Origin of the sequence: Achromobacter deleyi (genome assembly GCF_013116765.2) — a bacterium.
GTDB lineage: Bacteria > Pseudomonadota > Gammaproteobacteria > Burkholderiales > Burkholderiaceae_B > Achromobacter > Achromobacter deleyi_A.
The window spans coordinates 4,575,336-4,601,190 of sequence record NZ_CP074375.1 but is presented as its reverse complement, the minus strand read 5'-3'; the positions used below and the strand labels follow the sequence as shown (position 1 = coordinate 4,601,190).

Genomic DNA, 25,855 nt, shown 5'->3' with positions numbered 1-25,855 from the left:
ATCAGATTTCGCCGGCGGCCTGGCGCCGCATGATGTCCTCGATGAGCACCAGCGCCGCTTCCAGCGTGAATTCCCCTTCGATGATCCGGTGCACCGCCGTGTCCACGTCAACGGTGGCGATCTCCATGACCTCGCCGTCGCGGTTGGCGGGCCGGGCGTCCGGCGCCAGCACGCAGGTGCTGGTCAGGACGTCTTCCACCTGATAGCCCTCGGGCAGGCGGCGATGAATGCGCAGGATCGTGCGCAGGGGCGAACGGCGCGCCAGGTCCGGCGCATCCAGGCCGGCCTCTTCGCCGCATTCGCGCACCAGCGCCAGTTCCAGGTCCTCGCCGCTGCCGGCCAATCCACCCACCAGGGTGTCCCACATACCGGGATCGGTTGATTTGCTGAGCGAGCGCCGCGCCACCCACAGCCGGCCGTCCGGAGTCCAGGCATTCAAATGCACGGCCTTGGTAAGCAGGCCCAGGGGCCGCACGGCCGCGCGCTCGATCACGCCCAGCGCGCGCTCGCCGTCCATCACATCCAGCAATTCGTCGCGCCAGCCGCGCAGGCAGTTGGCTTGGCGCAACAGTTCGGCGGCCTGCTCCAGAACCGCGTCGAGCTCCTTGCCCGGCTCCATGCCCTCGCCGATGCGCAGCTCCGCGTCATTCGAGTCGATGCGCGGCGCGCCGCGCAGCGCGTCGCAAGCGGCATGCGTGGCCCAGCCGCAGCGGCGCCCCGCTATATATAGAGCGTGCGCGCCTTCCGGGGCGGGCTCCTGCGCGCGGGCGCACAGGGCGGCATACAAATCGGACAACTGCTTATGCATCGTGGCGCCATGGTGATGAGGTTGCCGACGATTTTATGCCACCCTGTTTACGGCGCGCGGTCAAGGGGGCGCGGCCAGATGGGGGCAGCCGCGATGAATTCAAGGGCGCTAACTTACATCTGTTTGCGCGTCCGCTATAATCCGCCAGTTTCTTTGTGATTTCGAGTGGGAACGACAGGGCCGCTCTATCTCCCTGCAACGCCCTGCCATCTAATAATTGCGTGTTGCCCGGTTCCGGTGACTTCCGCCACCAGTAAATGGGCCTTCGCGCCGTATTTCGAGGTAAGCATGAAGAAGTGGAGAGGGGTACTGGGGGCTTGTGCGATGCTGATTGGCAGCGTGGCCGGCGCTCAGGTGCAAAACATGCCCGGCGGTCCGAAGGTCAATCAGCTCAACCTGCATGAAGGTGTCACTGCGATTTCGCGCGACATCATGTGGCTGCATTGGTTGCTGCTCACCATCTGTATCGTGATTTTCATCGGCGTCTTCGGAGTGATGTTCTACTCCATCTGGGCGCACCGGAAGTCGCGCGGCCACAAGGCCGCGACGTTTCACGAACACCTGGGCGTCGAAGTCGCCTGGACAGTCATCCCCTTCATCATCGTCATCGCCATGGCGCTGCCGGCCACCAAGACGGTCGTCGCCATGAAGGACACGTCCAGCGCCGACCTGACCGTCAAGGTCACCGGCTATCAATGGAAGTGGGGCTACGAGTACCTCGACGGCACCGCCGCGGGCATCAAGTTCCTCTCCACGCTGTCGACCCCGCGCGCCCAGATCGAGAACCGCGAGCCCAAAGGCGAGTTCTATCTGATGGAAGTGGACAACCACATGGTCGTCCCCGTGAACAAGAAGGTCCGCGTCGTCCTCACTGCCTCGGACGTCATCCACTCCTGGATGATTCCGGACTTCGGCGTGAAGCAGGACGCCATTCCCGGCTTCCTGCGCGACACCTGGTTCAATGCGGACAAGCCCGGCATCTACCGTGGCCAGTGCGCGGAACTCTGTGGCAAGGACCACGCCTTCATGCCCATCGTCGTGGAAGTCCTGGCGCAAGCCGACTACGATAAGTGGGTTGAAGACCAAAAGAAGAAGATGGCGGCAAACGCCGACGATCCCAATAAAGAGTGGACGGAAGCCGAACTGGTTGCCCGCGGCGAAAAGGTTTTCGCGGCGAATTGCGTGGCCTGTCACCAGGCCAACGGCAAGGGCATTCCAGGCTCCTTCCCGCCGCTCGACGGAGACAAGGTTGTTCTGGGCCCCAAGGGAGACCAGATCAACACCGTGCTGAAGGGCAAGCCCGGCACCGCGATGGCGGCGTTCGGCGGGCAGCTCAACGATGTCGAGATCGCAGCGGTCATCAGCTATACGCGCCATGCCTGGAGCAATGCCGGCAAGGGGCAGGACCCGACGGTTCCACCGAAGGACATCGCGGCCGTGCGCTGATCGCGCGCGCCCCGTTCCTCCACCGTAGAACCGGTTCCGTTTAGTTAGAGATACCCTGCCCGCCCCGTGGAACGGGGCTGGCACTCAGCAGGAAGGAGTCCATCATGAGCAGCGTCACTGTAGACCACGTGTCGCCGGGCCACGGCCACGGTCACGATGACCACCACCACGGCATGCCCACCGGCTGGCGCAGGTGGCTTTTTGCCACGAACCACAAAGATATCGGGACGATGTATCTCATCTTCTCGTTCATCATGCTTCTTGAAGGCGGGACGCTGGCCTTGCTGCTGCGCACCGAGCTCTTCGAGCCGGGCCTGCAGTTCTTCCGCCCCGAACTCTTCAACCAGTTCACCACCATGCACGGCCTCATCATGGTGTTCGGCGCCATCATGCCGGCCTTCGTGGGCTTTGCGAACTGGATGATCCCGATGCAGATCGGCGCGTCCGACATGGCGTTCGCCCGCATGAACAACTTCAGCTTCTGGCTGCTGCCGGTGGCCGCGATCATGCTGACGGTGTCGTTCTTCGTGCCGGGCGGCGCCACCGCCGCCGGCTGGACCCTGTATGCGCCGCTGTCGCTGCAGATGGGTCCCGGCATGGACCTGGCCATCTTCGCCATCCACATCATGGGCGCCTCGTCCATCATGGGCGCCATCAACATCATCGTGACCGTGCTGAACATGCGCGCGCCCGGCCTGACGCTGATGAAGATGCCGCTGTTCTGCTGGACCTGGCTGATCACTGCGTTCCTGCTGCTGGCCGTGATGCCGGTGCTGGCCGCGGCCATCACCATGGTGCTGACCGACCGCCACTTCGGCACGGGCTTCTTCAATGCCGCGGCCGGCGGCGACCCGGTCCTGTACCAGCACGTGTTCTGGTTCTTCGGGCACCCCGAGGTCTACATCATGATCTTGCCGGCGTTCGGTATCGTGTCGGCCATCGTGCCCGCGTTCGCTCGCAAGAAGCTCTTCGGCTATGCCTCGATGGTGTACGCCACCGCCTCCATTGCCGTGCTGTCGTTCATCGTGTGGGCCCACCACATGTTCACGACGGGCATGCCGGTGACGGGCCAGCTCTACTTCATGTACGCCACCATGCTCATCTCCATCCCGACCGGGGTGAAGGTGTTCAACTGGGTCGCCACGATGTGGCGCGGCTCCATGACGTTCGAGACCCCGATGCTGTTCTCGATCGGCTTCATCTTCGTGTTCACCATGGGCGGCTTCACCGGCCTGATCCTGTCGGTGGCCCCCATCGACATCCAGGTGCATGACACGTACTACGTGGTGGCGCACTTCCATTACGTGCTGGTGGCGGGCTCCCTGTTCGCCCTGTTCGCCGGCGCGTATTACTGGGTGCCCAAGTGGACGGGCCGCATGTACAGCGAAAAGCTGGGCAAGCTGCACTTCTGGTCCACGCTGATCTCGTTCAACGTGACCTTCTTCCCGATGCACTTCCTGGGCCTGGCCGGCATGCCGCGCCGCTATGCCGACTACGCCGCGCAGTTCACGACGTTCCATCAGCTCGCCACCATCGGCGCCTTCTGGTTCGGCCTGTCGCAGCTGATTTTCCTGTGGGCGATCCTGCGCTGCTACATGGGCAAGGGCGAACGCGCCGCGGCCAAGCCGTGGGAAGGCGCCGAAGGGCTGGAATGGACGGTGCCTTCGCCCGCGCCTTTCCATACCTTCGAAACGCCGCCCGAAGTGAAGTGAACCCGCTTTTAATGTTCCAGGTAGCACAGCAATGACACCCGAGCAGCGCCGCCGTAACAAGATTGCAGGACTGGTTCTTCTGGTTTTCGTCATTGCCGTGTTCGCCTGGACCGTTTTTCGCGGTTCGGCGCTGCTGTCCGGCACGGCGATCAGCTAGGCCACGGCCATGAGCGACGACCTTCGCGAATCCGCCCAGCGCAAGCTGAGTTTTCTTCAGACGATGAAGGCGGTGGCGTGGGGGTTCTTCGGCGTCCGCAAGGGCGCGGGATACCGGGAAGACAGCGCCAGGCTCAATCCGGTCCATGTGATCGTGGCGGGGCTGCTGGCAGCGGCAATCTTCGTTACTGTGCTGGTATTAATTGTGCGTTGGGCCGTTTCCAGCCTGACTTGAATCACTTAATCTAAAAATCTGTACCAGGGAGAAAGCCATGAGTGCAAGCCACTCGGTTCAAGGTAAAGAGGCACCGTACTACTTTGTGCCCGCCGACTCGGGTCACCCCGTGCGCACGGCCGTGGCGCTGTTGTTCATGGGCCTGGGCGCCGCCGCCTGGGTCAACGGCGTCAGCGCGGGCAAGTGGGCCGTCCTGGCGGGATTCATCGGCTTGATCGTGGTGCTGTATTACTGGTTCGGGGACGCGATCCACGAATCCGAATCCGGCCTGAACAGCAAGCGCATCGACGGTTCCTACCGTTGGAGCATGAGCTGGTTCATCTTCTCCGAAGTCATGTTCTTCGCCGCGTTCTTCGGCGCGCTCTGGTACACCCGCACCATCACGACGCCGTGGCTGGGCGACATCGATCACCGCCTGATGCTGTGGCCCGACTTCCAGGCGACGTGGCCGAACTTCGGCCCGGCCGGCGTGGTCGAGACGTTCCAGACCGTCGGCCCGTTCTGGCTGCCCACGATCAACACCGCGCTGTTGCTGAGCTCGGGCGTGACGCTGACCATCGCCCACCACGCGCTGCGCGAAAACCATCGCAACAAGACGATGTTCTGGCTGGCGGCCACCGTCATCCTGGGCTTCATCTTCGTGGCCTGTCAGGCCGCCGAGTACATCCATGCCTATACCGAACTGAACCTCAAGTTCAACTCGGGCGCGTACGGCTCGCTGTTCTACATGCTGACGGGTTTTCACGGCTTCCACGTAATCCTGGGCGCCACCATGCTGACGGTCATTCTGATCCGCCTGATGCGTGGCCACTTCACCCCCGACCACCACTTCGGTTTTGAAGGCGCGGCCTGGTATTGGCACTTTGTGGACGTGGTGTGGCTGGGGCTGTACCTGTTCGTGTACTGGTTCTGACACCGGCCGGCAAAAGCCCGGCTGTCATTGCGGCACAGGAAAGCGCGACGGGCGCCGGGCGGCAAGCCGGGCACCCGCCGCGCTTTCAAGCTATTGAAGAGGGTGTGTGCGCCCAAGCCCCGAGCCGGGGCCGGCAGGCCTTGGGGAACTGGCGCCGCGGGCGCCTATCTAAAGCCGGTGCTCTCGATCCAGCCCATGTGATGGGCGAACAGCACGAACAGGAACAGGGCGACCGACAGGCCGATGCGCACCGTCAGCGCGTTGACCGTGCGGTTGGTGGTACCTTTGTCCCGCATCAGGTAGACCAGGGCGGATGCCAGACTGGCCAGGATCCCGACGAAGGCCAGAACGACGAAAACGCGCATAGTGGTCTCCAGACAATTCAGAGTTAGCAAAGACAAATGGCCCGACCGCATTCCACACGCTACACGGTAGCCGCCCTACTCCTGCTTGGCATCGCCGTGGTGATCCTGGTGTCGCTGGGGCAATGGCAGCTGCGTCGCAGCGATGAGCGACGCGCCATTCTGGACGCGATCGAAGCGGGTCGCAAGCAAACGCCACTGGTGCTGACGCCGACCACCCCGCCTGCGGACATGACCGCCTGGCGGGTGGCCCAGGCAAGCGGCACCTGGCTGCCGGAATTCAGTGTACTGCTGGACAATCGCAACCACGACGGCAAGCCGGGCTATTGGCTGGCCACGCCGCTGCTGCTGGACGCTTCCACGCGGCGCGCGGTGCTGGTGCTGCGCGGCTGGCTGCCGCGCGTGATCCAGGGGCAGGGAGAACCGCGGATTCCGGCCGCGCCCGCGGGCGTGCAGACCATAGAGGGCGAACTGTCCGTGCGCGTGCCGCGCATGTTCGAGCTCTGGTCGCTCGGCGGTTCGGAGTCCTCCAGCTTGCCGGCGGCGCTGCCGGTGGCGGGCGGGGCCGTGCCGCAGGTGCAGAACCTGCCGCTGGACGCCTACGCCAAGGCCACGGGGCTCACCTTCCTGCCCACGGTGCTGAGCCAGGGCGGAAAGGGGCCCGACGATGGCCTGGTGCATGACTGGCCCCAGCCGTCCGTGGATTTTCAACAGAACACGTCTTATGCAGTGCAGTGGTTCGCTTTTGGCTTGATTGCCGCCATCGCATGGCTGGTGGTGCTGGGGGGCGCCATCAAGCGCATGCGCCAGCGCGGGGACAGCGGGGCTCAGGCCCGAGCCCGCGCCCGCAGATAAACAACGCTTATTCAGGATACAAAGTGGCTCGCGACATTTCATCCAACAAGCCCGCAGGCAAGCGCTCCTTGATGCCCATGCTGCTGGTGTTCCTGTGTTCGCTGGCGCCCATCGTCGCCGCATTCGTGGTCTACATGAATCCGCAATGGTGGCCCGCGGATTCCAGCAACTACGGTACGCTCGTGTCGCCGCAGCGGCCGATGCCCGTGGCCGCCGAACTGCGCCTGACCACGCTGGACGGCAAGCCGTTCGACCTGCAAAGCCTGAAGGGCAAGTGGCTGCTGGTGGCCGCCGACGGCGCGGCCTGCCCCGAAAGCTGCGCGCGCAAGCTGTTCATCACCCGCAACAGCCACGCCAGCCAGGGCAAGAACGTGGACCGCCTGGGGCGCGTCTGGTTCATCACGGACGACGCGCCGGTGCCGGACAAGGTGCTGGAAGCCTACAAGGGCACCGTCATGCTGCGCGTGGATCCCGATCAACTGGCCCGGTTCCTGCTGGCGCGGGACACGGCCGCCGGCCAGCCGGGCCTGCAGGATCCGATCTGGGTGATCGATCCGCTGGGCAACCTGATGATGCAGTACCCTGCCGAGGCGGATGGCGTGAAGGTGCGCAAGGACATCAGCAAACTGGTCTATAACTCGCGCATTGGTTAAATGTTGTTTTTCCCCGCCGGCCCGGCCCGAGGGGAGAAGCACGCCCTCGGGGGGCAGCAAGCGCCCGAAGGGCGTGCAGCGTGGGGGCATTTTTTCCCGCCGGGCCGCCCCAAGGGAAAAAGCACCCCCTCGGGGGGCAGCAAGCGCCCGAAGGGCGTGCAGCGTGGGGGCATTTTTCTTTTTTTTGGTTGATATGGAACGCATCAAAGCGCGTTATCGCAAGCTCGTCTTCTTCACCTGGTTTCTGACGCTGGACCTGATCATGTTCGGCGCCTTCGTGCGCTTGACGGACTCCGGCCTGGGCTGCCCGGACTGGCCCGGCTGCTACGGCAGCGCAACGCCGCTGGGCGCGATGGGCGACATTCACGAAGCTTCGCAGGCCATGCCCTTCGGCCCGGTGACCTTGTCCAAGGCATGGATCGAAATGATCCACCGCTATGTCGGCACCATCCTCGGCATGCTGATCATCGGCATCGTCTACATGGCGTGGCGCTACCGCCGCGAACTGGGCCGCTCGCCGGCGCTGGCCGTCACGACCCTGGTGGCCGTGTGCGTGCAGGGCGCCTTCGGGGCATGGACGGTGACGCACAAGCTCATGCCCGCCGTCGTCACCGCGCACCTCGTGTTCGGACTGTCGGTGCTGGCGCTGATGACCTGGTTGTCGGCGCGCGAGCGCCCGCACCTGCCGGTCAGCGCGGCGGCCACGCGCTGGAAACCATGGGTGGCGGCGGGCTTTGGCCTGCTGCTGGTGCAAGTGACCCTGGGCGGCTGGGTCAGCACCAACTATGCCGCGCTGGCCTGCATGGATTTCCCCATGTGCCACGGGCAGTGGGTGCCGGATATGGATTTCCACGGCGGATATTCGGTCATCCGGGGCTTGGGTGAACTGCCTTCCGGCGAGATGATTTCCCAGCCCGCGCTGACGGCGATCCACTGGGTCCACCGCAATTTCGCCTTCGTGGTGTTCATCTACCTGGGCATCCTGGCATGGCGGCTGCGCGCCGAGCCTGGCCTGCGCGGGCCCGCCACGCTGATGCTGACGCTGCTGGCCGCGCAACTGCTGACCGGCCTGACCACGATCTTCTTCCAATGGCCGCTGCTGATCGCGGTGCTGCACAACGGGGGGGCGGCCGGCCTGACCCTGGCCGCGGTGGTGTTGATGGTGCGTTTGTCCACGGCCGGAAGCGTGCCGGCGGGGCGCTACGACCCCAATTTGGTGCGCGTTTAAAATAGGGTCCACTATGACCAGTCTTGCCGCTCCTCAAACCGGATTGTTCCGCCAGTACCTCGTCCTCACCAAGCCGCGCGTGACGCAGCTGGCGGTGTTTTGCGCCGTGATCGGCATGTTCCTGGCCGCCCCGGGCATTCCGGACATGCGCCGCGTGCTGTTCGGCACGATCGGCATCTGGCTGCTGGCCGCCGCCGCGTTCGCCATCAATTGCCTGATCGAGCAGGAAGTGGATTCCCGCATGCTGCGCACCGCGCGCCGCGCCACGGCCCGGGGCACGATTTCGGCGTTCCAGGTGCTGAGCCTGTCCGGGCTGCTTGGCGGAGCGGGCATGTTCGTGCTCTACACCCTGGTCAACCCCCTGACCATGTGGCTGACGTTCGCCACTTTTGTGGGCTACGCCGTCATCTATACGGTCATCCTGAAGCCGCGCACGCCGCAGAACATCGTGATCGGCGGCCTGTCGGGCGCCATGCCGCCCGCACTGGGCTGGGCCGCCGTGGCGGATTCCGTGCCCGCCGAGGCCTGGGTCCTGGTTCTGATCATCTTCATCTGGACGCCGCCGCATTTCTGGGCGCTGGCGCTCTATCGCAACCACGACTACGCCAAGGCCGGCCTGCCCATGCTGCCGGTGACGCACGGCAACCAGTTCACGCGCCTGCACATCCTGCTGTACAGCGTGGCGCTGATGGCGACGACGCTGTTGCCCTACGCCATCCGCATGAGCGGCGAACTCTATCTGCTGTCGGCGCTGGTGCTGGGCGGCATGTTTGTTTCGTACGCCTGGCGCCTGTACCGCGAGTACAGCGACGCGCTGGCTCGCAGCATGTTCCGTTTTTCCATACTCTACCTGGCGCTGCTCTTTGGCGCCCTGCTGGTGGACCACTGGGTCGGCCTTCTGCGCTGATCCCCTGGAGGTTGTCGATGTCCGTGTTTTCCGCCAGCCGCCGGCTGGCCCTCCGCCTGGGAGCTGCGGCTGCCTTGACCGCCGCCTTGGCCGCCTGCGGCGAGAGCCCGCCCGTCTTCAAGGGTAGCGACATCAGCGGCACGCAGCTGGGCCGCGGCCTGGAACTGTCCGACTACAACGGCAAGACGCGCCAGCTGTCCGACTTCGCCGGCAAGGTCGTCGTCGTGTTTTTCGGTTTCACGCAGTGTCCGGACGTGTGCCCCACTTCGCTGGCCGAGCTGACCGAAGTCATGAAGAAACTGGGCCCGGACGCCGAGCGCGTCCAGGTGCTGCTGATTACGGTGGATCCCGAACGCGACACGCCCGAGGTGCTCAAGCAGTACGTCACCGCGTTCGACCCGCGCTTCCTGGGGCTGACCGGCACGCCCGACCAGGTGAAGAAGGCCGCCGCGTCGTTCAAGGCCTATTACGCCAAGGCGCCCACCAAGGACGGCAACTACACGATGGACCACACGGCTGCGTTCTACCTGCTGGACGGCAAGGGCGAATCGCGCGTTCTGGCCAACAACAACATCGGGGTCGACGCCCTGGCGCAGGACATCCAGACCCTGCTCAAGAAGGGTTGAGGCGGCGCGGGCCTCAGGGGCCCGCCGCTACCCACCCGGCCAGCGCGGCGCGGGCTTTCTCGCTGAGCTCGGCGACGTGGATCTCGCGCCGGTGCGCAATGATCATCAGCGCATAAGGCGTGGCCAGCGCGGCTGCCTCCGGGCACAGGCGCGACTCTTCGCCGACCGATGGCGACACGTTGCGCCAATAGTTGATCGCCTGTTCGAGCTGGGGCAGGGTGATGGGATCCATGCGCCTATTGTCCACGAATGGGCATCTCTGTCCACCTCCGCTCGCCCTGCAAAGAAGCGTCACCATCGCAACATGCCGAAACCGCGCCCGGGTGCTATACCACTGCCGGTTAGTTACGATGGAGCATCGTCATGAATACATCCACCCGAACCGAATCCGCGCGCCGCGGCCTGCACCCGCTGGTCGCGGCCGCGGCGATCGCGGTCATCCTCATGTGCACGGTGGGCGTGGCCGCGGTGATGGGCTGGCTGCCCACGCCTTCGGCCAACCCCCATGCGGACGAGCCCGTGGCCGAGGCCGGCCCCGAAGGCGCCAACCTGGCGCCAGCCCCGTCCACGCCCGCCCGGCCAGCCGCCCAGGCGCAGCAGACGCGCCCGGCGCCGGCGCCAGCCCCCGCACCCCGTCCCGCGCCAGCCCCCGCGCAGCAGGCTTGCGGCAACTGCGGCGTGGTCGAATCCATCCGCCAGGTGCAAGTGCCCGTCAAGGACAACAGCGATCATCTGGTCGGCACCATCGCCGGCGGGGTGGCAGGCGGCGTCGTGGGTAATCAGTTTGGCGGAGGCAGCGGCAAGACGGCGTTGACCGTGCTGGGTGCGGTCGGCGGCGCTTTGGCAGGCCGTGAAGTTGAGCGTAATATCAGAGAGCAACAAACGGTGACGCACTATGAGCTCACGGTACGCATGAGCGACGGTGGCGCGCGCCAGTTCCGCAGCGCGCAGCCTTTCGCCTTTGCTTCCGGCGATCGCGTGCGCGTGGAGAATAACCAGCTGCTGCCGGGTTGAACCCGGTCGCCAGCGGCAACCATCTGTCTTTGGGGAGACCTGGAATGAGCGACCAATACACCAACCCGTTCGTCCTACCCGGCATGGGCCAGAACTCCGACTTGTCGGGCAATCCGCTGCTGGCCAGCATGGAAATGATGCGCCAGGCGTGGGCCGGACTGACCGGCCCGGGCGGACTTGCAAGCAGCCTGCCCATGGCGCCGCCCATGAACCTCGAGGACCTGGACCGCCGCATTGCGGAGCTACGCTCGGTGGAAAATTGGCTGCGCATGAACCTGAGCATGCTGTCGAGCACCATCCAGGGCATGGAAGTGCAGCGTTCCACCATCAGCACGCTGCGCGCGTTCGTGGATAGCGCGGCCAACATGGACATGAGTTCGGTCCGCGACAGCGGCGCGGCGTCGCCGCTCGAGGTGGTGCTCGGGCTCAAGCCCGCGCCGAAGAAGGCCGCTGCGCCCGCAGGCGCCAAGGAAGAAGCCAAGGCGGAGGGTGCGCCGGGGGCTGCCGCTCCGGAAGCGGCGGCGGGCATGAGCGAGCAGATGGGCGCCGCGGCGCAATCGGCTTCCAAGGCATGGTGGGACCTGCTGCAACAGCAATTCAACCAGATCGCCGCTGCGACCGCGGCTTCCATGCCGGCCGCGCCGGGCGCGCCTGGCGCGGATGCCGGATCCACGGCCAAGCCCGCTGAGTCCAAGCCCGCGGCCAAGACCGACACCAAGGCGTCCAAGCCGGCGGCGGCGCGCAAGCCCACTGCTTCCAAGAGCGCCGCCAAGACCGCCAAGAAAAACGGGCCTGCCGACGGCAAGCCCTGACCCTATCTTTCAATCGACACGCGGGACGGCCGCAAGGCCGCCTGCCCGTCTTTCAACGTTATAAAACTTATGCTTAATGTAGTGATTCTTGCCGCCGGACTGGGTAAACGCATGCAGTCCGACCTCCCCAAAGTGCTGCACACGCTGGCCGGCAAACCCATGCTGGCACACGTGCTGGACAGTGCGCGCCAATTGAAGCCGGCACGCATCATCGTCGTGGTCGGCCATGGCGCCGATCGCGTCAAACAGGCTTTCGAGGGCCTGGACGATCTGCACTTCGTGCTGCAGCAACCCCAGCAAGGCACGGGCCACGCGGTGCAGCAGGCCGTGCCGCTGCTGCTGGACGGAGACGGCAAGGACGACGTGACCCTGGTGCTGTACGGCGATGTGCCGCTGGTGCAGCCCGAGACCCTGCAGCGCCTGCTGGACGCCCGCGGCCAGGGCGCCGCCGTGCTGACCGAGGTGCTGGCCGATTCCACCGGCTATGGCCGCATCGTGCGCGACGGCAACGGCAGCGTGTGCCGCATCGTCGAACACAAGGACGCCTCGGAAGCCGAGCGCCTGATCAAGGAAGTGAACACCGGCATCCTCAGCGCGCCGACCGCGAAGCTGAAGGACTGGCTGTCCCGCATCGACAACAACAATGCCCAGGGCGAGTACTACCTGACCGATGTGGTCGGACTGGCCGTGGCCGATGACGTGCCCGTGGGCGCCGCTCAACCCGGCGCCTCCTGGGAAACGCTGGGCGTGAACAGCCGCGTCCAGCAAGCCGAGCTGGAGCGCCGCTGGCAGGGCGAGCAGGCCCGCCGCCAGCTCGAAGCCGGCGTGACGCTGGCCGATCCCGCGCGCTTTGACGTGCGCGGTTCGCTCAGCTGCGGCCGCGATGTGTTCATCGACGTGGGCTGCGTGTTCGAAGGCCAGGTGTCGCTGGCCGACGGCGTGCGCGTGGGGCCGCATTGCGTGCTGCGCGATGTCAGCGTCGGAGCGGGCACGCACATTGAGGCCTTCAGCCATTTGCAGCAGGCCCAGGTGGGCCGCGATGCGCGCGTCGGTCCGTATGCCCGCCTGCGCCCCGGCGCCGAGCTGGGCGACCGCAGCCACGTGGGCAACTTCGTCGAGATCAAGAAGAGCGTGCTGGGCGCAGACAGCAAGGCGAACCACCTGGCCTACATCGGCGATGCGGACATCGGCGCGCGCGTGAATGTGGGCGCGGGCACGATCACCTGCAACTACGACGGCGTGAACAAGCACCGCACCGTCATCGAAGATGATGCCTTCATCGGTTCCGACACGCAGCTCGTCGCGCCGGTGCGCGTGGGCCGCGGCGCGACGCTGGGCGCCGGCACCACCCTCACCCGCGATGCGCCGGCCGACAAGCTGACGGTGTCGCGCCCCAAGCAAGTCACCGTCGACGGATGGCAGCGCCCGGTCAAGAAGTCGTGACGCCGGAGCAAGGCCCGGCGCCGGGTTCCGGCGCCAGGTCCGCCCAGCCCGACGGCCTGCCTACGCCGCGCCGGTATTGGGCGGCGGCAACCGTGATGACAGGCATCAGCCTGTCGGTGCTGGACACCACCATCGCCAACGTGGCGTTGCCCACCATCGCCGCCGATCTCAATGCGTTGCCGGCCCAGGCGGTCTGGATCGTCAACGCCTACAACCTGGCGGTGGTGATGGCGCTGCTGCCGCTGTCGGCCCTGGCCGAGCGCATCGGCTTTCGCCGCATGTTTACCTTCGGCCTGATGCTGTTCACGCTGGCTTCGCTGGGCTGCGCCCTGGCGGGCACGCTGTGGCAGCTGACGGCGGCGCGGGTGTTCCAGGGGTTGGGCGCGGCCTCGCTGATGTGCATGTTCGGCGGCCTGGTGCGCAATATCTATCCCCTCAAGATGCTTGGGCGGGGCATCAGCATCAACGCCACCACGGTGGCCATCATGTCCGTGCTCGGACCCACCATTGGGTCCGCCATCCTGTCGGTGGCGCCGTGGCCATGGATCTTTGCCGTCAACCTGCCCATCTGCGCGCTGGCCATGCTGGGCCTGCGCCATCTGCCGGAAGTGCCGCGCAATAACGTGAAACTGGACTGGATCAGTGCCCTGCTCTGCATGGCCACGCTGGGTGTGTTCATTTCCGGCGTCGACATGATGGGAGAGGATCTGCTGCGCGGAATCGGCCTGGTGGCTATCGCGTCCGTGGCGGGTATGGTGCTGGTGCGGCGGGCCAGCAAGCAGGCCGTGCCGCTGGTTCCCGTGGATCTGCTGCGCATCCGGCCGCTGGCGTTCGCCGTGGGCGCGTCGGCCTGCACCTTCGCCGCACAGATGGCGTCCTACGTGTCGCTGCCGTTCTACTTCCAGCAGGTGCTGGGCCGGCCCTACCTGGAGGTGGGCATGCTGATGGGCGCCTGGCCCGTGGGCACGGCCATCATCGCGCCGCTGGCGGGTCGACTGTCCGACCGCTACTCCGCCGCCACCCTGAGCGGCGTGGGGGCGGCCACGATGGTGGCCGGCATGCTGTGGCTGGCCGCGCTGCCGTCTTCGGCGTCGAACTGGGTGATCGTCATAGGCATGTTCGTGGCGGGCGTGGGTTTCGGCTTCTTCCAGACGCCCAACAACCGTGCCTTGCTGTCGGCCGCGCCCCGCTCTCGCAGCGGCGCGGCGGGCGGCTTGCAGGCCACCACCCGGGTTTTCGGCCAAAGCTTCGGCACCGCGCTGGTGGCGATCGCCTTCAGCGTCAGCGCGGCCCATGGACCCGGGCTGGCCCTGGTGCTGGGGACGGTATGCGCCGCCCTGGCGGTGGTGGTCAACACCGTCCGTTTCAACAAGCTGCGTACGTAGGGCCCGGGGCCATGAACGGCCCTTTTTGCGCAAACATGCCCTGGTTCCTGGCCGCTTCTATAATGGCGGCCGGCGCCCGGTTCCCTAGGCCGGGCGCAAAGATTACCTATTTGGAAGGCGTTCAGGCATGAAAATCACGGTCGTGGGTACCGGTTACGTGGGGTTGGTGTCGGGAGCGTGCCTGGCCGACATGGGCAACGACGTCATGTGTCTGGACGTGGACGCCGCCAAGATCGCCCTGCTGCGCCAGGGCGGCATCCCGATCTACGAACCTGGTCTTGAAGACCTGGTTCGCCGCAACGTGCAGGCCGGGCGCCTGCATTTCACGGACGACGTGGCGCAAAGCGTGGCGTTCGGCGACGTGCAGTTCATCGCCGTGGGCACCCCGCCGGGCGAAGACGGTTCCGCCGACCTGAAGTACGTGCTGGCGGCCGCGCAGAACATCGCGCGCCACATGACGTCGCGCAAGCTGATCGTGGACAAGTCCACCGTCCCCGTCGGCACCGCCGACAAGGTGCGGGCCGTGGTGGCCAAGGAACTGGCCGCGCGCGGCCTGGAAATCCCCTTCAGCGTGGCGTCCAACCCCGAATTCCTGAAGGAAGGGGCCGCCATCAACGACTTCATGAGCCCGGACCGCGTGGTCGTCGGCGCGGACGACGAATACACCGTCGGCGTGATGCGCCGCATCTACGAGCCCTTCCAGCGCACCCACGACCGGCTGATGGTGATGGACGTGCGTTCCGCCGAACTCACCAAGTACGCCGCCAACGCCATGCTGGCCACCCGCATTTCGTTCATGAACGAAATGGCGAACCTGGCCGAAGCCCTGGGCGCCGACGTCGAGCAGGTGCGCCGCGGCATAGGCGCCGACCCGCGCATTGGCTATCACTTCCTGTATCCCGGCGCGGGCTACGGCGGCTCCTGCTTCCCCAAGGACGTGCAGGCGCTGGTCAATACGGCCGCCGAGCATGCCTTGCCCATGCGCGTCATCGAGGCTGCCGAGGCCGCGAACCATGCGCAGAAATTCCGCCTGTCCGAAAAGCTGGTCGAGCGCTTTGGCGAGGATCTGCGCGGCCGCAAGATCGCCTTGTGGGGCCTGTCCTTCAAGCCCAATACCGACGATATGCGCGAAGCCCCCAGCCTGACGGTCATCGCTGAACTGACGCGCCGCGGCGCCGAGGTGCGCGCCTATGACCCCGTCGCCATGCACGAGGCCGCACGCGTGCTGGTCGGCCGCCAGGGCGTCAGCTTCGCCACCGACATGTACGACGCGCTGGATGGCGCCGATGCGTTGCTGATCGCCACCGAATGGAAGGTGTTCCGCGCGCCCGACTTCGATCGCGTCAAGGCTTTGCTCAAGACCCCGCTGATCATCGACGGCCGCAATCTCTACACGCCCGCCGATGTGCGCGGCCTGGGCTTCGAGTACTCGGGTATCGGTCGCGCATGAAGATCCTGCAGCTGAACTTCGAGAAAGGCTGGCGCGGCGGCGAACGGCAGACGCTGTATTGCATGCGCGCCTTCCGCAAGGCGGGCCATGACGTCGAAGTGATGTGCCGCGAAGGCGCGCCGCTGGCCGAGCGCGCCCGCCAGGAGGGGTTCGTGGCCCACACCTGCCGCAACGTGCCCGGGCAACTGGCCTTCCTGGCCGGCGCGGGCCGCTACGACATCATCCATGCGCAGACCGCCAACACCATCACGTGGGCGGTGCTGACCAAGTGGCTGCACCGCAGCCCGGTGGTCTTTTCACGCCGCACGTCGTTCGTGGTCAAGCCGGCCGACGAATGGAAGACCGGCTTCAAATGGCGCCGCGCGAACCTGTTCGTGGCCATCAGCGAGATGGCCGCGGGCGAACCCCGCCGCCTCGGCATCGAGCCCGTCATCATCCGCAGCGCGGTCGAGCCGCACGAGATCAACGCCGAAAATGTAGCCAGCCTGGTGCGCGAATTCGACCTGACCGGCAAGAAGGTCATGGCGACGTCCGCCGCGCTCATCCGCGACAAGGACCCGGTGACCCTGGTCCGCGCCGTGGGCGAGCTGGCCCGGACGCGCCGCGACTTCGTCTTCCTGCACTTTGGCGCCGGCGGCGACCGCGAGCAGCAGGCCCGGGACGAGGCGCGCAAGCTGGGCATCGAAGACCTGTACCGTTTCGCCGGCTTTCGCAAAGGCGTCGAGGATTTCTACAGCGTCCTGGACGTGTTTGTCATGAGCTCCGAGGAAGAGGCCCTGGGCAGCAGCGTGCTGGATGCCTTCCTGCAGCGCGTGCCGGTGGTGTCCACCGACGCCGGCGGCCTGAAGGAAAGCCTGGCCGACGGGCGCGGCGTGCTGTGCGCCGTGGGCGACCACCAGGCCATGGCCGCGGGCATGGCGCGCTGCCTGGACGACGCGGCTTTCCGCCAGGAAGTCACCGAGCGCGCATACGAGTACGTGCGCAACGAGCACGACGTGCAGAAGATGGGGAATCGCTATCTGGCGCAGTTCGAGCGCCTGATCGGCCGCCGCTAGTCCAGCCGGGGCTCAGGCCCGCACATCGATCCGCGTCTCGAACTTGGCGCGATGCACCGAGAAAAACGTGCGCACATTACGCACGTTGGCCTGCGCGGTAAATGCCCGGTGCACCAGCGCGTGATAGGCCGGCATGTCCTTGACCTGCGCAATCACCACGAAGTCCGGGCCGGGCGATACGCGGTAGCACTGCAGCACCGCCGGTTCGTCCAGCATGCTCTGCTCGAACGCATCCAGGCTTTCCGCCGCCTGCACATCCAGCGTGATTTCCACGATGGCCGTCAGCGTGCTGCCCAGCTTCTGGGCGGACAGGATGGCCACCTGCCTGTCGATCACGCCTTCTTCCACCAACCGGCGCACTCGCCGCAGGCAGGTCGGCGGCGACGCATGCACCCGCGCCGCCAGATCCTGATTGGTCAGCGAGCTGTCTTCTTGTAACTGTTCAAGAATGCGCCGGTCCAGATCATCCAGCTCAGGCAGCGAAATCGGCGTGTTTTGCATGATTAATTCAAAAATACGTTTTTGAAGAAATATTATTTAATCACATTTATGTAAGGGAATTAACTGCCAAATAGAGGAACATAAAGAAATCAAATTTCTTTCCGGGTCGCGCACAATGCGTCGGTACACGAACTTACCGGAGTCTCTCCTATGTGCGGCATTGTTGGCGCCGTCGCCCAGCGCGACATCACCCCGATTCTTGTTGAAGGCCTCAAGCGCCTGGAATATCGCGGCTATGACTCCTGCGGCGTCGCCGTGTATGCCGACGGCCATCTGCGCCGCACGCGCAGCACGCAGCGCGTGGCCGAGCTGGCCGACCAGGTCGCGCAGGATAAGGTGCAGGGGTTCACCGGCATCGCCCACACCCGCTGGGCCACGCATGGCGTGCCGGCCACGCACAACGCCCACCCGCACTTCTCGCGCCTGGGCAATGAAGAGCCGCGCATCGCGCTGGTCCACAACGGCATCATCGAGAACCACGACGAATTGCGCGCCGAGTTGCAAGCCGTGGGCTATGTCTTTGAAAGCCAGACCGATACCGAAGTCATCGCGCACCTGGTGAACCACCTGTACGCGGGCGACCTGTTCGAAGCCGTGCAAAATGCCGTGCGCCGCCTGCATGGCGCCTACGCCATTGCCGTGTTCTGCCGCGACGAACCGCATCGCGTCGTGGGCGCGCGCCAAGGCTCGCCGCTGGTGGTGGGCGTGGGCCAGAACGAGAACTTCCTGGCGTCGGACGCGCTGGCGCTGGCCGGCACGACCGACCAGATCATCTACCTGGAAGACGGCGACGTCGTCGACCTGCAGCTCTCGCGCGTCTGGATCGTGGATGCCGAAGGCAAGAACGTGGACCGCGAAGTGCACACGGTGCACGTGCACACCGGCGCAGCCGAACTGGGCCCCTACCGCCACTACATGCAGAAGGAAATCTTCGAGCAGCCGCGCGCGGTCGGCGACACCCTGCAAGACATCGAAGCCATCACGCCCGAACTCTTCGGCGACCAGGCATACAAGATCTTCAAGGACATCGATTCCCTGCTGATCCTGGCCTGCGGCACCAGCTACTACGCCGGCCTGACCGCGAAGTACTGGATCGAGTCCATCGCCAAGATTCCCGTCGCCGTCGAGATCGCCAGCGAATACCGCTACCGCGACAGCGTGCCCAACCCGCGTTCGCTGGTCGTGACCATCTCGCAGTCTGGCGAAACCGCCGACACGCTGGCCGCGCTGAAGCATGCCCGTTCGCTGGGCATGGAACACACGCTGACCATCTGCAACGTGTCCACCAGCGCCATGGTGCGCGAGTGCAAGCTCTCGTACATCACGCGGGCCGGCGTGGAGATCGGCGTGGCCTCGACCAAGGCCTTCACCACCCAGCTGACCGCGCTGTTCCTCCTGGCCCTGACGCTGGCGCAGACGCGCGGCAATCTCACCGACGAGCAAGAAGCCGAACACCTGAAGGCGCTGCGCCACCTGCCGGTCGCCATCGGCTCGGTGCTGGCGCTGGAGCCGCAGATCATGGCCTGGGCCGATCGCTTCGCTTCCAAGGAAAACGCCCTGTTCCTGGGCCGTGGCATGCACTACCCGATCGCGCTGGAAGGCGCGCTCAAGCTCAAGGAAATCAGCTACATCCACGCCGAAGCCTACCCGGCTGGCGAACTCAAGCACGGCCCGCTGGCGCTGGTCACGGAGCACATGCCCGTGGTCACCATCGCGCCCAAGGACGAGCTGCTGGAAAAGCTGAAGTCCAATATGCAGGAAGTGCGCGCGCGCGGAGGCGAGCTGTACGTGTTTGCCGACGCCGACAGCAAGATCCAAAGCGCCGAAGGCATGCACGTGATCCGCATGCCGGAGAACTACGGCAAGCTGTCGCCCATCCTGCACACGGTGCCGCTGCAATTGCTGTCGTACCACACGGCATGCGCGCGCGGAACCGACGTGGACAAGCCGCGGAACCTGGCGAAGAGCGTGACGGTGGAGTGATGCGCCGGGTTTTGTAACCCAGGGGATCCAACTCTGATTAGTTCTCCCGCCGAATGACAGGGGCCACCTTTGCGTGGCCCTTTTTTCGTTTTTGGCCCCTGAGTGGAACCCTCCACCCCGCCCGCCGTCAATTTCGCCTGATCGAGGAGAAGAACATGGCCGGAGTCGGACAGGTCAATGGTGGCCAGGTGAACGGCGTGGTGCCGGTGGGCGTACAGCCAGCGCCGGGGTGGTTCAGCACCAGCACGCTGAACAAGCTGGTGGAAAACGTTTTTGGCGGCACGGTTCATGCGCTGTCGAATGCGGTGCGCGGCATGGACCCGCCGGGCGGCGTGGGCCATCTGCTCATCGGCAGAACCTCGAACGGCGATACGTTCTTCCAGCTCGAATCGCACGGCGTAGGCAACCCGCAGCAAGGCTGGGGCGAGTGGGCCCAGGAGTTCGCGGGCCACATGCAGTCCTGGGGCATGCACGTGGGATCGAGTTCGTCGTATGTCCAGATCGGCCCGCACGGTGCGATCGAAGGCAGCGAGAAGGACAACAACCACGTGGTCGTCACCTGAGCGGGGGGCGTGCCTGGGGCCACGAGGGGCGACCTCCCCTTGTGCGAGCGAGTTTGACGCATAGTGCGTGCATTTCACGCGCAATTGAGAGCCAGCCACGCATGACGGAATTTTCAATGCCTTGATTTATTTGGATTTTCTCCCCGCCGCCTATCTGGCACGGTGTTTGCATTGACTACAAGGCCACGGTCCGCGTGGCCTTGTATCACTACACCAGAGTCAGACAGATGCGCTCCTTGAGAATTATTTGTCCGAATGGACACCTGGGCTTCGCGCCCTTGCGTACCGAGAGTTTCCAGGCCGGCGTGCGTGGGCAGCCCGATTACATCGCCGCCGATTCGGGCAGCGACGATGTCGGTCCCGTGCCCCTGGGCTCCGACACCTCCACCAGCCCCGAAGCCTGGCAGCGCCACGACCTGGAGCAGATGCTGCTGGCCGCGCGCGCGCAGGGCGTGCCGATGATCATCGGATCCGCGGGCGACACCGGCTCGAACAGCCGGGTCGACCTGTATGTCCGCATCATCAAGGAACTGGCGAAGCAGCATGGCCTGAAGCCCTTCAAGATCGGCTACTTCTATTCCGAAGTCGACCCGGAGCTTGTGCGCGGCAAGATGCGCGCCGGCGCCGCCATCGCGGGCCTGGACGGCTATGCCGATCTGGTCGACGCGGAGCTGGACGCCACGGACCGTATCGTGGCGGTGGCGGGCGTGCAGCCCTACCTGAAGCTGCTGGAGGCCGGCGCGGACGTGATCATCGGCGGGCGCAGCTCGGATGCGGCGGTCTTTGCCGCCCCGGCGCTGCACCACGGTTTCGCGGCCGACCAGGCCTACTACCTGGGCAAGGTCCTGGAGTGTGCGTCGTTCTGCGCCGAGCCCTACGGCGGCAAGGAGACCGTGCTCGGCGAGATCAGCCATGAAGACGTGCAGGTCACTGCCATGCACCCCGAGCAGCGCTGCACGATCGCCTCGGTGGCAGGGCACGCCATGTATGAGCGTTCCAATCCGTACGAGGAATTCTTCGCGGGCGGCAAGCTCGACATGAGCGAATGCCATTACGAGCAGATCAGCGAGAAGACCACGCGCATTACCGGCTCGCGCTTCGTGCCCGCCGGCAGGATCACCGTGAAGCTCGAAGGCTCCGGCAAGGTGGGCGAGCGCTACATGGGCCTGTGCGGCATCCGCGACCCGTACACGATTGCCAATGTGGACCGCGTCATCGGCTGGGCGCGCGAGAAGGTGCGCGAGCGCTTCGGCGACAGCGGCTACGAGCTGCATTACAAGGTCTATGGCCGCGACGGCGTGATGGGAGAGCTTGAACCCCTGCGCGACCAGCCGGGCCATGAACTGTGCGTGATGGTGCAGGGCGTGGCGCCCACGGCCGAGATGGCGGAAGAGCTCACCCTTATCGGCCTGCGCCAGATGTTCTATGCGCGCCTGCCCGATGTGAAGGGCACGGCGGGTTCGGTGGCCTTTCCGCTGGACGAGGTGGTGCGCGTCAGCGCCGCTTACCGCTGGACGCTGAACCACACCATTCCCGTGGACGATGTGTTCGAACTGTTCCAAACCCACATGACCGAGGCCTGAGAGCATGAACACCCGCAAACTGAGCGAACTTGCCAAGACCATACGCAGCAAGAACGCGGGCGTGAACAAGATCACGTTCGACATCATCTTCCGCGACCGCGACACCTATGATGCCGTCAGGCGGTCGCGCGCGCTGACGCGCGACGCTATGGCCGCGCTGTACCGTATCGACCAGGACCGCATCTCCGATTTTGTGGAATACGATCCCGGCCTGGCGATCAAGTTCACCATCTACCGCCTGCGGCCCAGCGGCTCGGCCGGCGACGGCGATATCTTCGGCGCGCAGCAGTATGCGCCGCTGCTGGATTTGCCCGTGGCGTTGTAAGCGGAGCCGCCGGCCGCGCCTACTCGGGCGCGGCCGGCCTACAAGACAAGGGGAAAACTCATGAAAAACCTGATTCGTGGCATCGCGTTGCTGGCTTGCGCCCTGGCGGGTTCGGCGGCCGCGCAGAGCGCGGTGCCCAAGCAGATCAAGATCGTGGTGCCGTTCTCGGCCGGCGCCAGCAACGATGCGATCGCTCGCGCCATTGCGCCGCAATTGGCCGAACGGCTCAAGACCATCGTCATTGTCGAAAACCGCGTCGGCGCGGCGGGTGTGATCGGTTCGGAGTATGTGGCAAAGTCGGCCAAGGACGGCGCCACGCTGCTGCTGACCTCGTCGTCGTTCCTGACGTCGGCGGCCACGCAGCCGCGCATGCCATACGATCCGGTCGAGAGCTTCGCCCCGGTCGCCATGGTGGGCCAGGGGCCGCTGGTGCTGGCGGTCTCGGGCGCCAAGCCGTACGCCGATCTGCCGGCCTTGCTGAATGCCGCGCGCGACAAGCCCGAGGCGCTGAACTACGGCACGGCCGGCATCGGTTCGCTGGCGCATCTGGCCACGGTGATGATGAACGAGGCGGCCAAGGTCGCCATGACCCATGTGCCCTACAAGGGCGCCGCCAATGCGGCGTCGGACCTGGCGGGCGGACAGATTGACCTGATGCTGGCCAACTACAGTTCCCTGGCGCCCCTGGTGCAGGGCGGAAAAGTGAAGCTGGTCGCCACGACCGCGCCTGGCGCGAATCCGGCGTTTCCGGCATTGCCGCCCGCCGCCAGCGTGCTGCCCGGCTATGCCATCGAAATCTGGGTGGGCGTGTTCGCGCCGGCGGGAACGCCGCAAGACCTGATCGCGATCTACAACGACGCCATCAATCGCATCGCCAGGTCCAGGGAGACCACCGCGCTTCTGGAAATGGACGGCACCGTGCCGACGGCGCTGAGCAGCGCGGACTTCGGCCGTCGCGTGGCCAGCGACCTGGCGCAATGGCGCACGGTCGCGCAAAGCCATCACATCAGCGTGGAATAGCCGGCGCCAGCCGACCAGGGCCCGGCCGGGCGCGTCTCAGGCCGGGTCGGCGCCCCGGGCCAGCCCGAGCTTGGCCATCTGGTGCCGCAGCGCATGGCGCGACAGCCCCAGCGCATCAGCTGCGCGACCGGCGTGGCCCCCGGCGGCGGCCAGCGCCGCCTCGATCATGTCGCGCTGGAAGCGGGTGGTGCGTTCGGCATAGTCGCCGGCTGGCGCCATGGGCGCGCCGCGCACGATGCGCGCCGGCAGGTGTTCCAGTCCCACCGTGTCGCCCGGCTCCAGGATGCAGATACGCTCCAGCAGGTTGCCCAGTTCGCGCACATTGCCCGGCCAGGCATAGCGCCGGAAGGCCTGCTCGACCGCGGGGTCCATGCGCTTGAATCCGCTGGCATGCGTGCGGTTGAAGCGCGCCAGGAAGCGTTCGGCCAGCACAAAGACGTCATCGCCGCGCTCGCGCAGCGGCGGCAGATTGATCGACACGACCTGCAGCCGGTAATAGAGATCGTCGCGGAACTTGCCGGCATTGACCTCGCCCAGCAGGATCTTGTTGGTGGCGGCGATGAAGCGCACATCGGTGGACAGCTCGCGCACCGCTCCGATGCGCCGGAAGCGGCGGCTGTCCAGCAGCGTCAGAATCTTGGCCTGCATCATGGGCTCGAGCTCGCGCACCTCGTCGAGGAACACGCTGCCGCCATGCGCGATCTCGAGCAGGCCTTCCTTGCGCGTCACGGCGCCGGTGAAAGCGCCGCGTTCATGGCCGAACAGTTCCGACTCCAGAAGATTGCCGGGAATGGCGGCGCAGTTGATTTCGGTGAAGCCCTTTTCGGCCCGGCTGGAGTGATCATGCAGGGCCCGGGCCACCAGGCCCTTGCCGGTGCCGGTCTCGCCGTAGATCAACACCGTGCTGGCGCGGCTGCGCGCCACGCGCAGCACCAGGTCGCGCAGGGCGACGATGGACGGGTGATCGCCAACGATGGTCTCGGCAAGGGGGGAAGTCATCGCGTGAAAGGGAGAGAGCTATACCTGTGCGGGATTATCCAGGCACCGCGCCCCGGGCTCCATTCCGGCATACCCCTAGAGCGCAGGGGCTAGCTCCGCGGCTTCTGCCATCGCTTCGGCGCCGATGACGGCGATATGCGCGTCCTGGGTGGATTGCATGCCCGAGACACCGATCGCGCCTACCAGCTGGCTGATGGCTGATCTTATCGCCGACCTGATTCAGGAGAACTCGGCGGCCCTGGCCTGACGGCCATGACGGGGCAGGAACCGCCCAGCCGGCGCCTAGTCGGGAGGCTGGAACGTCAGCCGGTGGGCAACTGCTCCGCACCCGTCCACTGGCTGATGAACGCCTCGCGAAACTGGCGTAGCCATGCCACCCTGTCCAGGCCGATCCGGCGTCCGATGTCGGTCTGCATCGTGTCGGGCAAGTGAACCAGCTTGGTTTCGATATGGTCGAGCGTGTATTGGCCGTCATCCAGCGTGCGATGCCGCGACAGCGGGTCATGGGGGTGCGCGAGGGAGCGTCCCAACATGCCGCCAACGTGGAACATCCGCGCCAGGCCCACAGGGCCCAGCGCATCCAGGCGGTCGGCGTCCTGCACGATCCTGGCTTCGATGGTCGTGGGCGCTATGCCTGCCGAAAAACTATGCGCTGCAATGGCGTGGGCCACCGCCGCAAGCCTGTCTTGCGGAAAACCGTGAGCCGCCAGCGCCTGCACGGCCTGGCTTGCCGCCATGGTGGAAGCTCGGGCGCGATCCGGATGGTTCTTCGGAAGATTCACCAGGTCATGCAGATAGCAGGCGCTCATCACGACCAGCGCATCCGCCTCCGGGTGAGCGACAAGCATTTGACGTGCCGCCGCCCATACGCGGGTCAGATGGCTGAGGTCGTGGGCGGAATCGTCTTGTCCGCCTGCGCTGGCAATGGCGATGAGACGGCCTTGCCAATCAGACAGGATTTTTTCCATTGGCAGACTTTCGGTGCGCATAGTTGAGCGTGACCATCAAGCCCGCCACCACGGAAAACAAGTGCTTGATCGTGTGGCCGCTAAGGTAGGCGAAGTTCTGGAAAATCTGGTGGTCCAGCAGTTCGGAGGCCTTGGCCAGCACATAGAATCCGATCGCCGCGGCGAAATACAGGCGTTCTCTGGTGGGCGTCTTGTTTTGCCATTGCAGCAGCGGAATCAGCAAGAGCGGCATGAATTGCACATACAGGTAGGGGCGCAGATCGCCCGTTCCGTAGTTGTCCGTGTACCACCACCAGATCACGCTGACGATGGCGATGGCGGCCCACAGTATGTCGACCCAGCGGCCATCGCCCAGTGTTTCGCGCCAGACGGCCGACAGAATGCCCGCGCACGCCAGGGCGATGGGCAGTCGATCCCAGATCAGGCGGGCATTGTCGGGCAGCAGGTGATACCAGCCGGAGCCAAAGGCCGTGAGCACCAGGGCGAAGAAAAACAGGCCATAGCCCGGGCGGATGGCGTCCAGCGCGCTGTTGTAGCGGCTGTGCAGCACGAGCGACAAGCCATACCAGCCCACCACCGCAAATCCCAGGTTGGACAGGACGTCCGCCGCGTTGGGAATGCCCATCCAGGTCCGGTGATCGGCAAAGTCATGGTAGTGCTCAAGCTGGGCGATGGGCCCATACAACGCGAGTCCGACAGCGACCAGCACCACGACTGCCCAGGGCAGCAGGTGGCGTGCGTCCATATGCGTCCTGGCGCGCGAACTGGAGGTGGGTTGACCTGATTGAATGCTCATGGAGGTACTCCCGACGTTCGGGTTTGCCGGCTAGGGATGATAGTAAAGGTGTCATTC

General features: G+C 65.5%; 28 protein-coding genes. 21 read left to right on the top strand and 7 right to left on the bottom strand.

The window, feature by feature from the left end; all coding sequences use genetic code 11:
* Window position 1: 1 nt before the first annotated feature.
* A complete protein-coding gene (locus tag HLG70_RS20720) occupies window positions 2–808 on the bottom strand; it encodes an NUDIX hydrolase (RefSeq protein WP_171666384.1) in 807 nt (268 codons plus the stop codon).
* A 288-nt stretch (window positions 809–1,096) separates the two neighbouring features.
* Here HLG70_RS20720 and coxB point away from each other — a divergent pair, with 288 nt between their 5' ends.
* From coxB to HLG70_RS20695, 5 genes are all read left to right on the top strand, one after another.
* The gene (gene coxB / locus HLG70_RS20715; RefSeq protein WP_171666386.1) at window positions 1,097–2,254 is read left to right on the top strand and encodes a cytochrome c oxidase subunit II; all 1,158 of its coding nucleotides are present in this window, start codon (window positions 1,097–1,099) and stop codon (window positions 2,252–2,254) included.
* A gap of 104 nt (window positions 2,255–2,358) precedes the next feature.
* Window positions 2,359–3,966, top strand: coding sequence for a cytochrome c oxidase subunit I (gene ctaD, locus HLG70_RS20710; protein ID WP_171666388.1), 1,608 nt, complete (start codon window positions 2,359–2,361; stop codon window positions 3,964–3,966).
* Between the two features lie 31 nt (window positions 3,967–3,997).
* Window positions 3,998–4,123, top strand: coding sequence for a cytochrome oxidase small assembly protein (locus HLG70_RS20705; protein ID WP_213697128.1), 126 nt, complete (start codon window positions 3,998–4,000; stop codon window positions 4,121–4,123).
* A gap of 9 nt (window positions 4,124–4,132) precedes the next feature.
* Entirely contained in the window at window positions 4,133–4,357 is a 225-nt protein-coding gene (locus HLG70_RS20700; RefSeq protein ID WP_006392371.1) for a DUF2970 domain-containing protein, read from the top strand.
* Between the two features lie 37 nt (window positions 4,358–4,394).
* Complete coding sequence (locus HLG70_RS20695) at window positions 4,395–5,270, top strand: cytochrome c oxidase subunit 3 (RefSeq protein WP_171666390.1); 876 nt, start codon at window positions 4,395–4,397, stop codon at window positions 5,268–5,270.
* A 164-nt stretch (window positions 5,271–5,434) separates the two neighbouring features.
* Here the strand turns inward: HLG70_RS20695 and HLG70_RS20690 are convergent, their stop codons facing one another.
* The gene (locus HLG70_RS20690) at window positions 5,435–5,635 is read right to left on the bottom strand and encodes a twin transmembrane helix small protein (protein WP_008166451.1); all 201 of its coding nucleotides are present in this window, start codon (window positions 5,633–5,635) and stop codon (window positions 5,435–5,437) included.
* A gap of 36 nt (window positions 5,636–5,671) precedes the next feature.
* On the opposite strand from HLG70_RS20690, the gene HLG70_RS20685 reads away from it, so the two are divergent.
* From HLG70_RS20685 to HLG70_RS20665, 5 genes are all read left to right on the top strand, one after another.
* The gene (locus tag HLG70_RS20685) at window positions 5,672–6,487 is read left to right on the top strand and encodes an SURF1 family protein (protein WP_171666392.1); all 816 of its coding nucleotides are present in this window, start codon (window positions 5,672–5,674) and stop codon (window positions 6,485–6,487) included.
* A gap of 71 nt (window positions 6,488–6,558) precedes the next feature.
* The gene (locus HLG70_RS20680; protein ID WP_419144827.1) at window positions 6,559–7,140 is read left to right on the top strand and encodes an SCO family protein; all 582 of its coding nucleotides are present in this window, start codon (window positions 6,559–6,561) and stop codon (window positions 7,138–7,140) included.
* 193 nt (window positions 7,141–7,333) lie between these two features.
* A complete protein-coding gene (locus tag HLG70_RS20675) occupies window positions 7,334–8,368 on the top strand; it encodes a COX15/CtaA family protein (protein WP_171666396.1) in 1,035 nt (344 codons plus the stop codon).
* 13 nt (window positions 8,369–8,381) lie between these two features.
* Window positions 8,382–9,275: a heme o synthase gene (cyoE, locus tag HLG70_RS20670; RefSeq protein ID WP_171666398.1), complete on the top strand. Its 894-nt coding sequence runs from the start codon at window positions 8,382–8,384 to the stop codon at window positions 9,273–9,275.
* A 17-nt stretch (window positions 9,276–9,292) separates the two neighbouring features.
* Window positions 9,293–9,901 carry an SCO family protein gene (locus HLG70_RS20665; protein ID WP_171666400.1) on the top strand — a complete coding sequence of 203 codons (609 nt, stop codon included), beginning with the start codon at window positions 9,293–9,295 and terminating at the stop codon, window positions 9,899–9,901.
* Between the two features lie 13 nt (window positions 9,902–9,914).
* On the opposite strand, the gene HLG70_RS20660 is transcribed toward HLG70_RS20665, so the two are convergent.
* Window positions 9,915–10,133, bottom strand: a complete 219-nt coding sequence (locus HLG70_RS20660; RefSeq protein ID WP_171666402.1) for a DUF3717 domain-containing protein — start codon at window positions 10,131–10,133, stop codon at window positions 9,915–9,917.
* A gap of 131 nt (window positions 10,134–10,264) precedes the next feature.
* Here HLG70_RS20660 and HLG70_RS20655 point away from each other — a divergent pair, with 131 nt between their 5' ends.
* The 6 genes from HLG70_RS20655 (at window position 10,265) to HLG70_RS20630 (ending at window position 17,060) form a co-directional block, all read left to right on the top strand.
* Window positions 10,265–10,915 carry a glycine zipper 2TM domain-containing protein gene (locus HLG70_RS20655; protein ID WP_171666404.1) on the top strand — a complete coding sequence of 217 codons (651 nt, stop codon included), beginning with the start codon at window positions 10,265–10,267 and terminating at the stop codon, window positions 10,913–10,915.
* Between the two features lie 44 nt (window positions 10,916–10,959).
* A complete protein-coding gene (locus tag HLG70_RS20650) occupies window positions 10,960–11,727 on the top strand; it encodes a PhaM family polyhydroxyalkanoate granule multifunctional regulatory protein (protein WP_171666406.1) in 768 nt (255 codons plus the stop codon).
* Window positions 11,728–11,796: 69 nt separating this feature from the next.
* Entirely contained in the window at window positions 11,797–13,170 is a 1,374-nt protein-coding gene (glmU, locus tag HLG70_RS20645; protein WP_171666408.1) for a bifunctional UDP-N-acetylglucosamine diphosphorylase/glucosamine-1-phosphate N-acetyltransferase GlmU, read from the top strand.
* The gene (locus tag HLG70_RS20640) at window positions 13,167–14,555 is read left to right on the top strand and encodes an MFS transporter (protein ID WP_234103155.1); all 1,389 of its coding nucleotides are present in this window, start codon (window positions 13,167–13,169) and stop codon (window positions 14,553–14,555) included. The genes glmU and HLG70_RS20640 overlap by 4 nt, the downstream gene beginning before the upstream one ends.
* 127 nt (window positions 14,556–14,682) lie before the next feature.
* The gene (locus HLG70_RS20635; RefSeq protein ID WP_171666412.1) at window positions 14,683–16,005 is read left to right on the top strand and encodes a UDP-glucose dehydrogenase family protein; all 1,323 of its coding nucleotides are present in this window, start codon (window positions 14,683–14,685) and stop codon (window positions 16,003–16,005) included.
* Entirely contained in the window at window positions 16,002–17,060 is a 1,059-nt protein-coding gene (locus HLG70_RS20630) for a glycosyltransferase family 4 protein (RefSeq protein ID WP_171666414.1), read from the top strand. Before HLG70_RS20635 ends, HLG70_RS20630 begins: the two co-directional genes overlap by 4 nt.
* Window positions 17,061–17,072: 12 nt before the next feature.
* On the opposite strand, the gene HLG70_RS20625 is transcribed toward HLG70_RS20630, so the two are convergent.
* A complete protein-coding gene (locus HLG70_RS20625) occupies window positions 17,073–17,561 on the bottom strand; it encodes an Lrp/AsnC family transcriptional regulator (protein ID WP_171666416.1) in 489 nt (162 codons plus the stop codon).
* A 150-nt stretch (window positions 17,562–17,711) separates the two neighbouring features.
* On the opposite strand from HLG70_RS20625, the gene glmS reads away from it, so the two are divergent.
* The 5 genes from glmS (at window position 17,712) to HLG70_RS20600 (ending at window position 23,035) form a co-directional block, all read left to right on the top strand.
* Complete coding sequence (gene glmS, locus HLG70_RS20620) at window positions 17,712–19,544, top strand: glutamine--fructose-6-phosphate transaminase (isomerizing) (protein WP_171666418.1); 1,833 nt, start codon at window positions 17,712–17,714, stop codon at window positions 19,542–19,544.
* A 155-nt stretch (window positions 19,545–19,699) separates the two neighbouring features.
* A complete protein-coding gene (locus HLG70_RS20615) occupies window positions 19,700–20,107 on the top strand; it encodes a hypothetical protein (protein ID WP_171666420.1) in 408 nt (135 codons plus the stop codon).
* A gap of 227 nt (window positions 20,108–20,334) precedes the next feature.
* The gene (locus HLG70_RS20610; RefSeq protein ID WP_171666422.1) at window positions 20,335–21,690 is read left to right on the top strand and encodes an acyclic terpene utilization AtuA family protein; all 1,356 of its coding nucleotides are present in this window, start codon (window positions 20,335–20,337) and stop codon (window positions 21,688–21,690) included.
* A gap of 4 nt (window positions 21,691–21,694) precedes the next feature.
* On the top strand, window positions 21,695–22,015 hold the full coding sequence (locus tag HLG70_RS20605) for a DUF4387 domain-containing protein (RefSeq protein WP_171666423.1): 321 nt from the start codon (window positions 21,695–21,697) through the stop codon (window positions 22,013–22,015).
* Window positions 22,016–22,075: 60 nt separating this feature from the next.
* The gene (locus HLG70_RS20600) at window positions 22,076–23,035 is read left to right on the top strand and encodes a tripartite tricarboxylate transporter substrate-binding protein (protein ID WP_171666425.1); all 960 of its coding nucleotides are present in this window, start codon (window positions 22,076–22,078) and stop codon (window positions 23,033–23,035) included.
* 36 nt (window positions 23,036–23,071) lie between these two features.
* Here HLG70_RS20600 and HLG70_RS20595 read toward each other — a convergent pair whose 3' ends face one another.
* The 3 genes from HLG70_RS20595 to HLG70_RS20580 all read right to left on the bottom strand — a co-directional run bounded on the left by HLG70_RS20595 (window position 23,072) and on the right by HLG70_RS20580 (window position 25,798).
* Window positions 23,072–24,034, bottom strand: coding sequence for a sigma 54-interacting transcriptional regulator (locus HLG70_RS20595; protein WP_171666427.1), 963 nt, complete (start codon window positions 24,032–24,034; stop codon window positions 23,072–23,074).
* A 302-nt stretch (window positions 24,035–24,336) separates the two neighbouring features.
* Window positions 24,337–25,002 (bottom strand): HD domain-containing protein, encoded by a 666-nt coding sequence (locus HLG70_RS20585; protein WP_171666429.1) that lies wholly within the window; start codon window positions 25,000–25,002, stop codon window positions 24,337–24,339.
* Window positions 24,983–25,798 (bottom strand): alkaline phytoceramidase, encoded by an 816-nt coding sequence (locus tag HLG70_RS20580; protein WP_171666431.1) that lies wholly within the window; start codon window positions 25,796–25,798, stop codon window positions 24,983–24,985. Before HLG70_RS20580 ends, HLG70_RS20585 begins: the two co-directional genes overlap by 20 nt.
* Window positions 25,799–25,855: the final 57 nt, after the last annotated feature.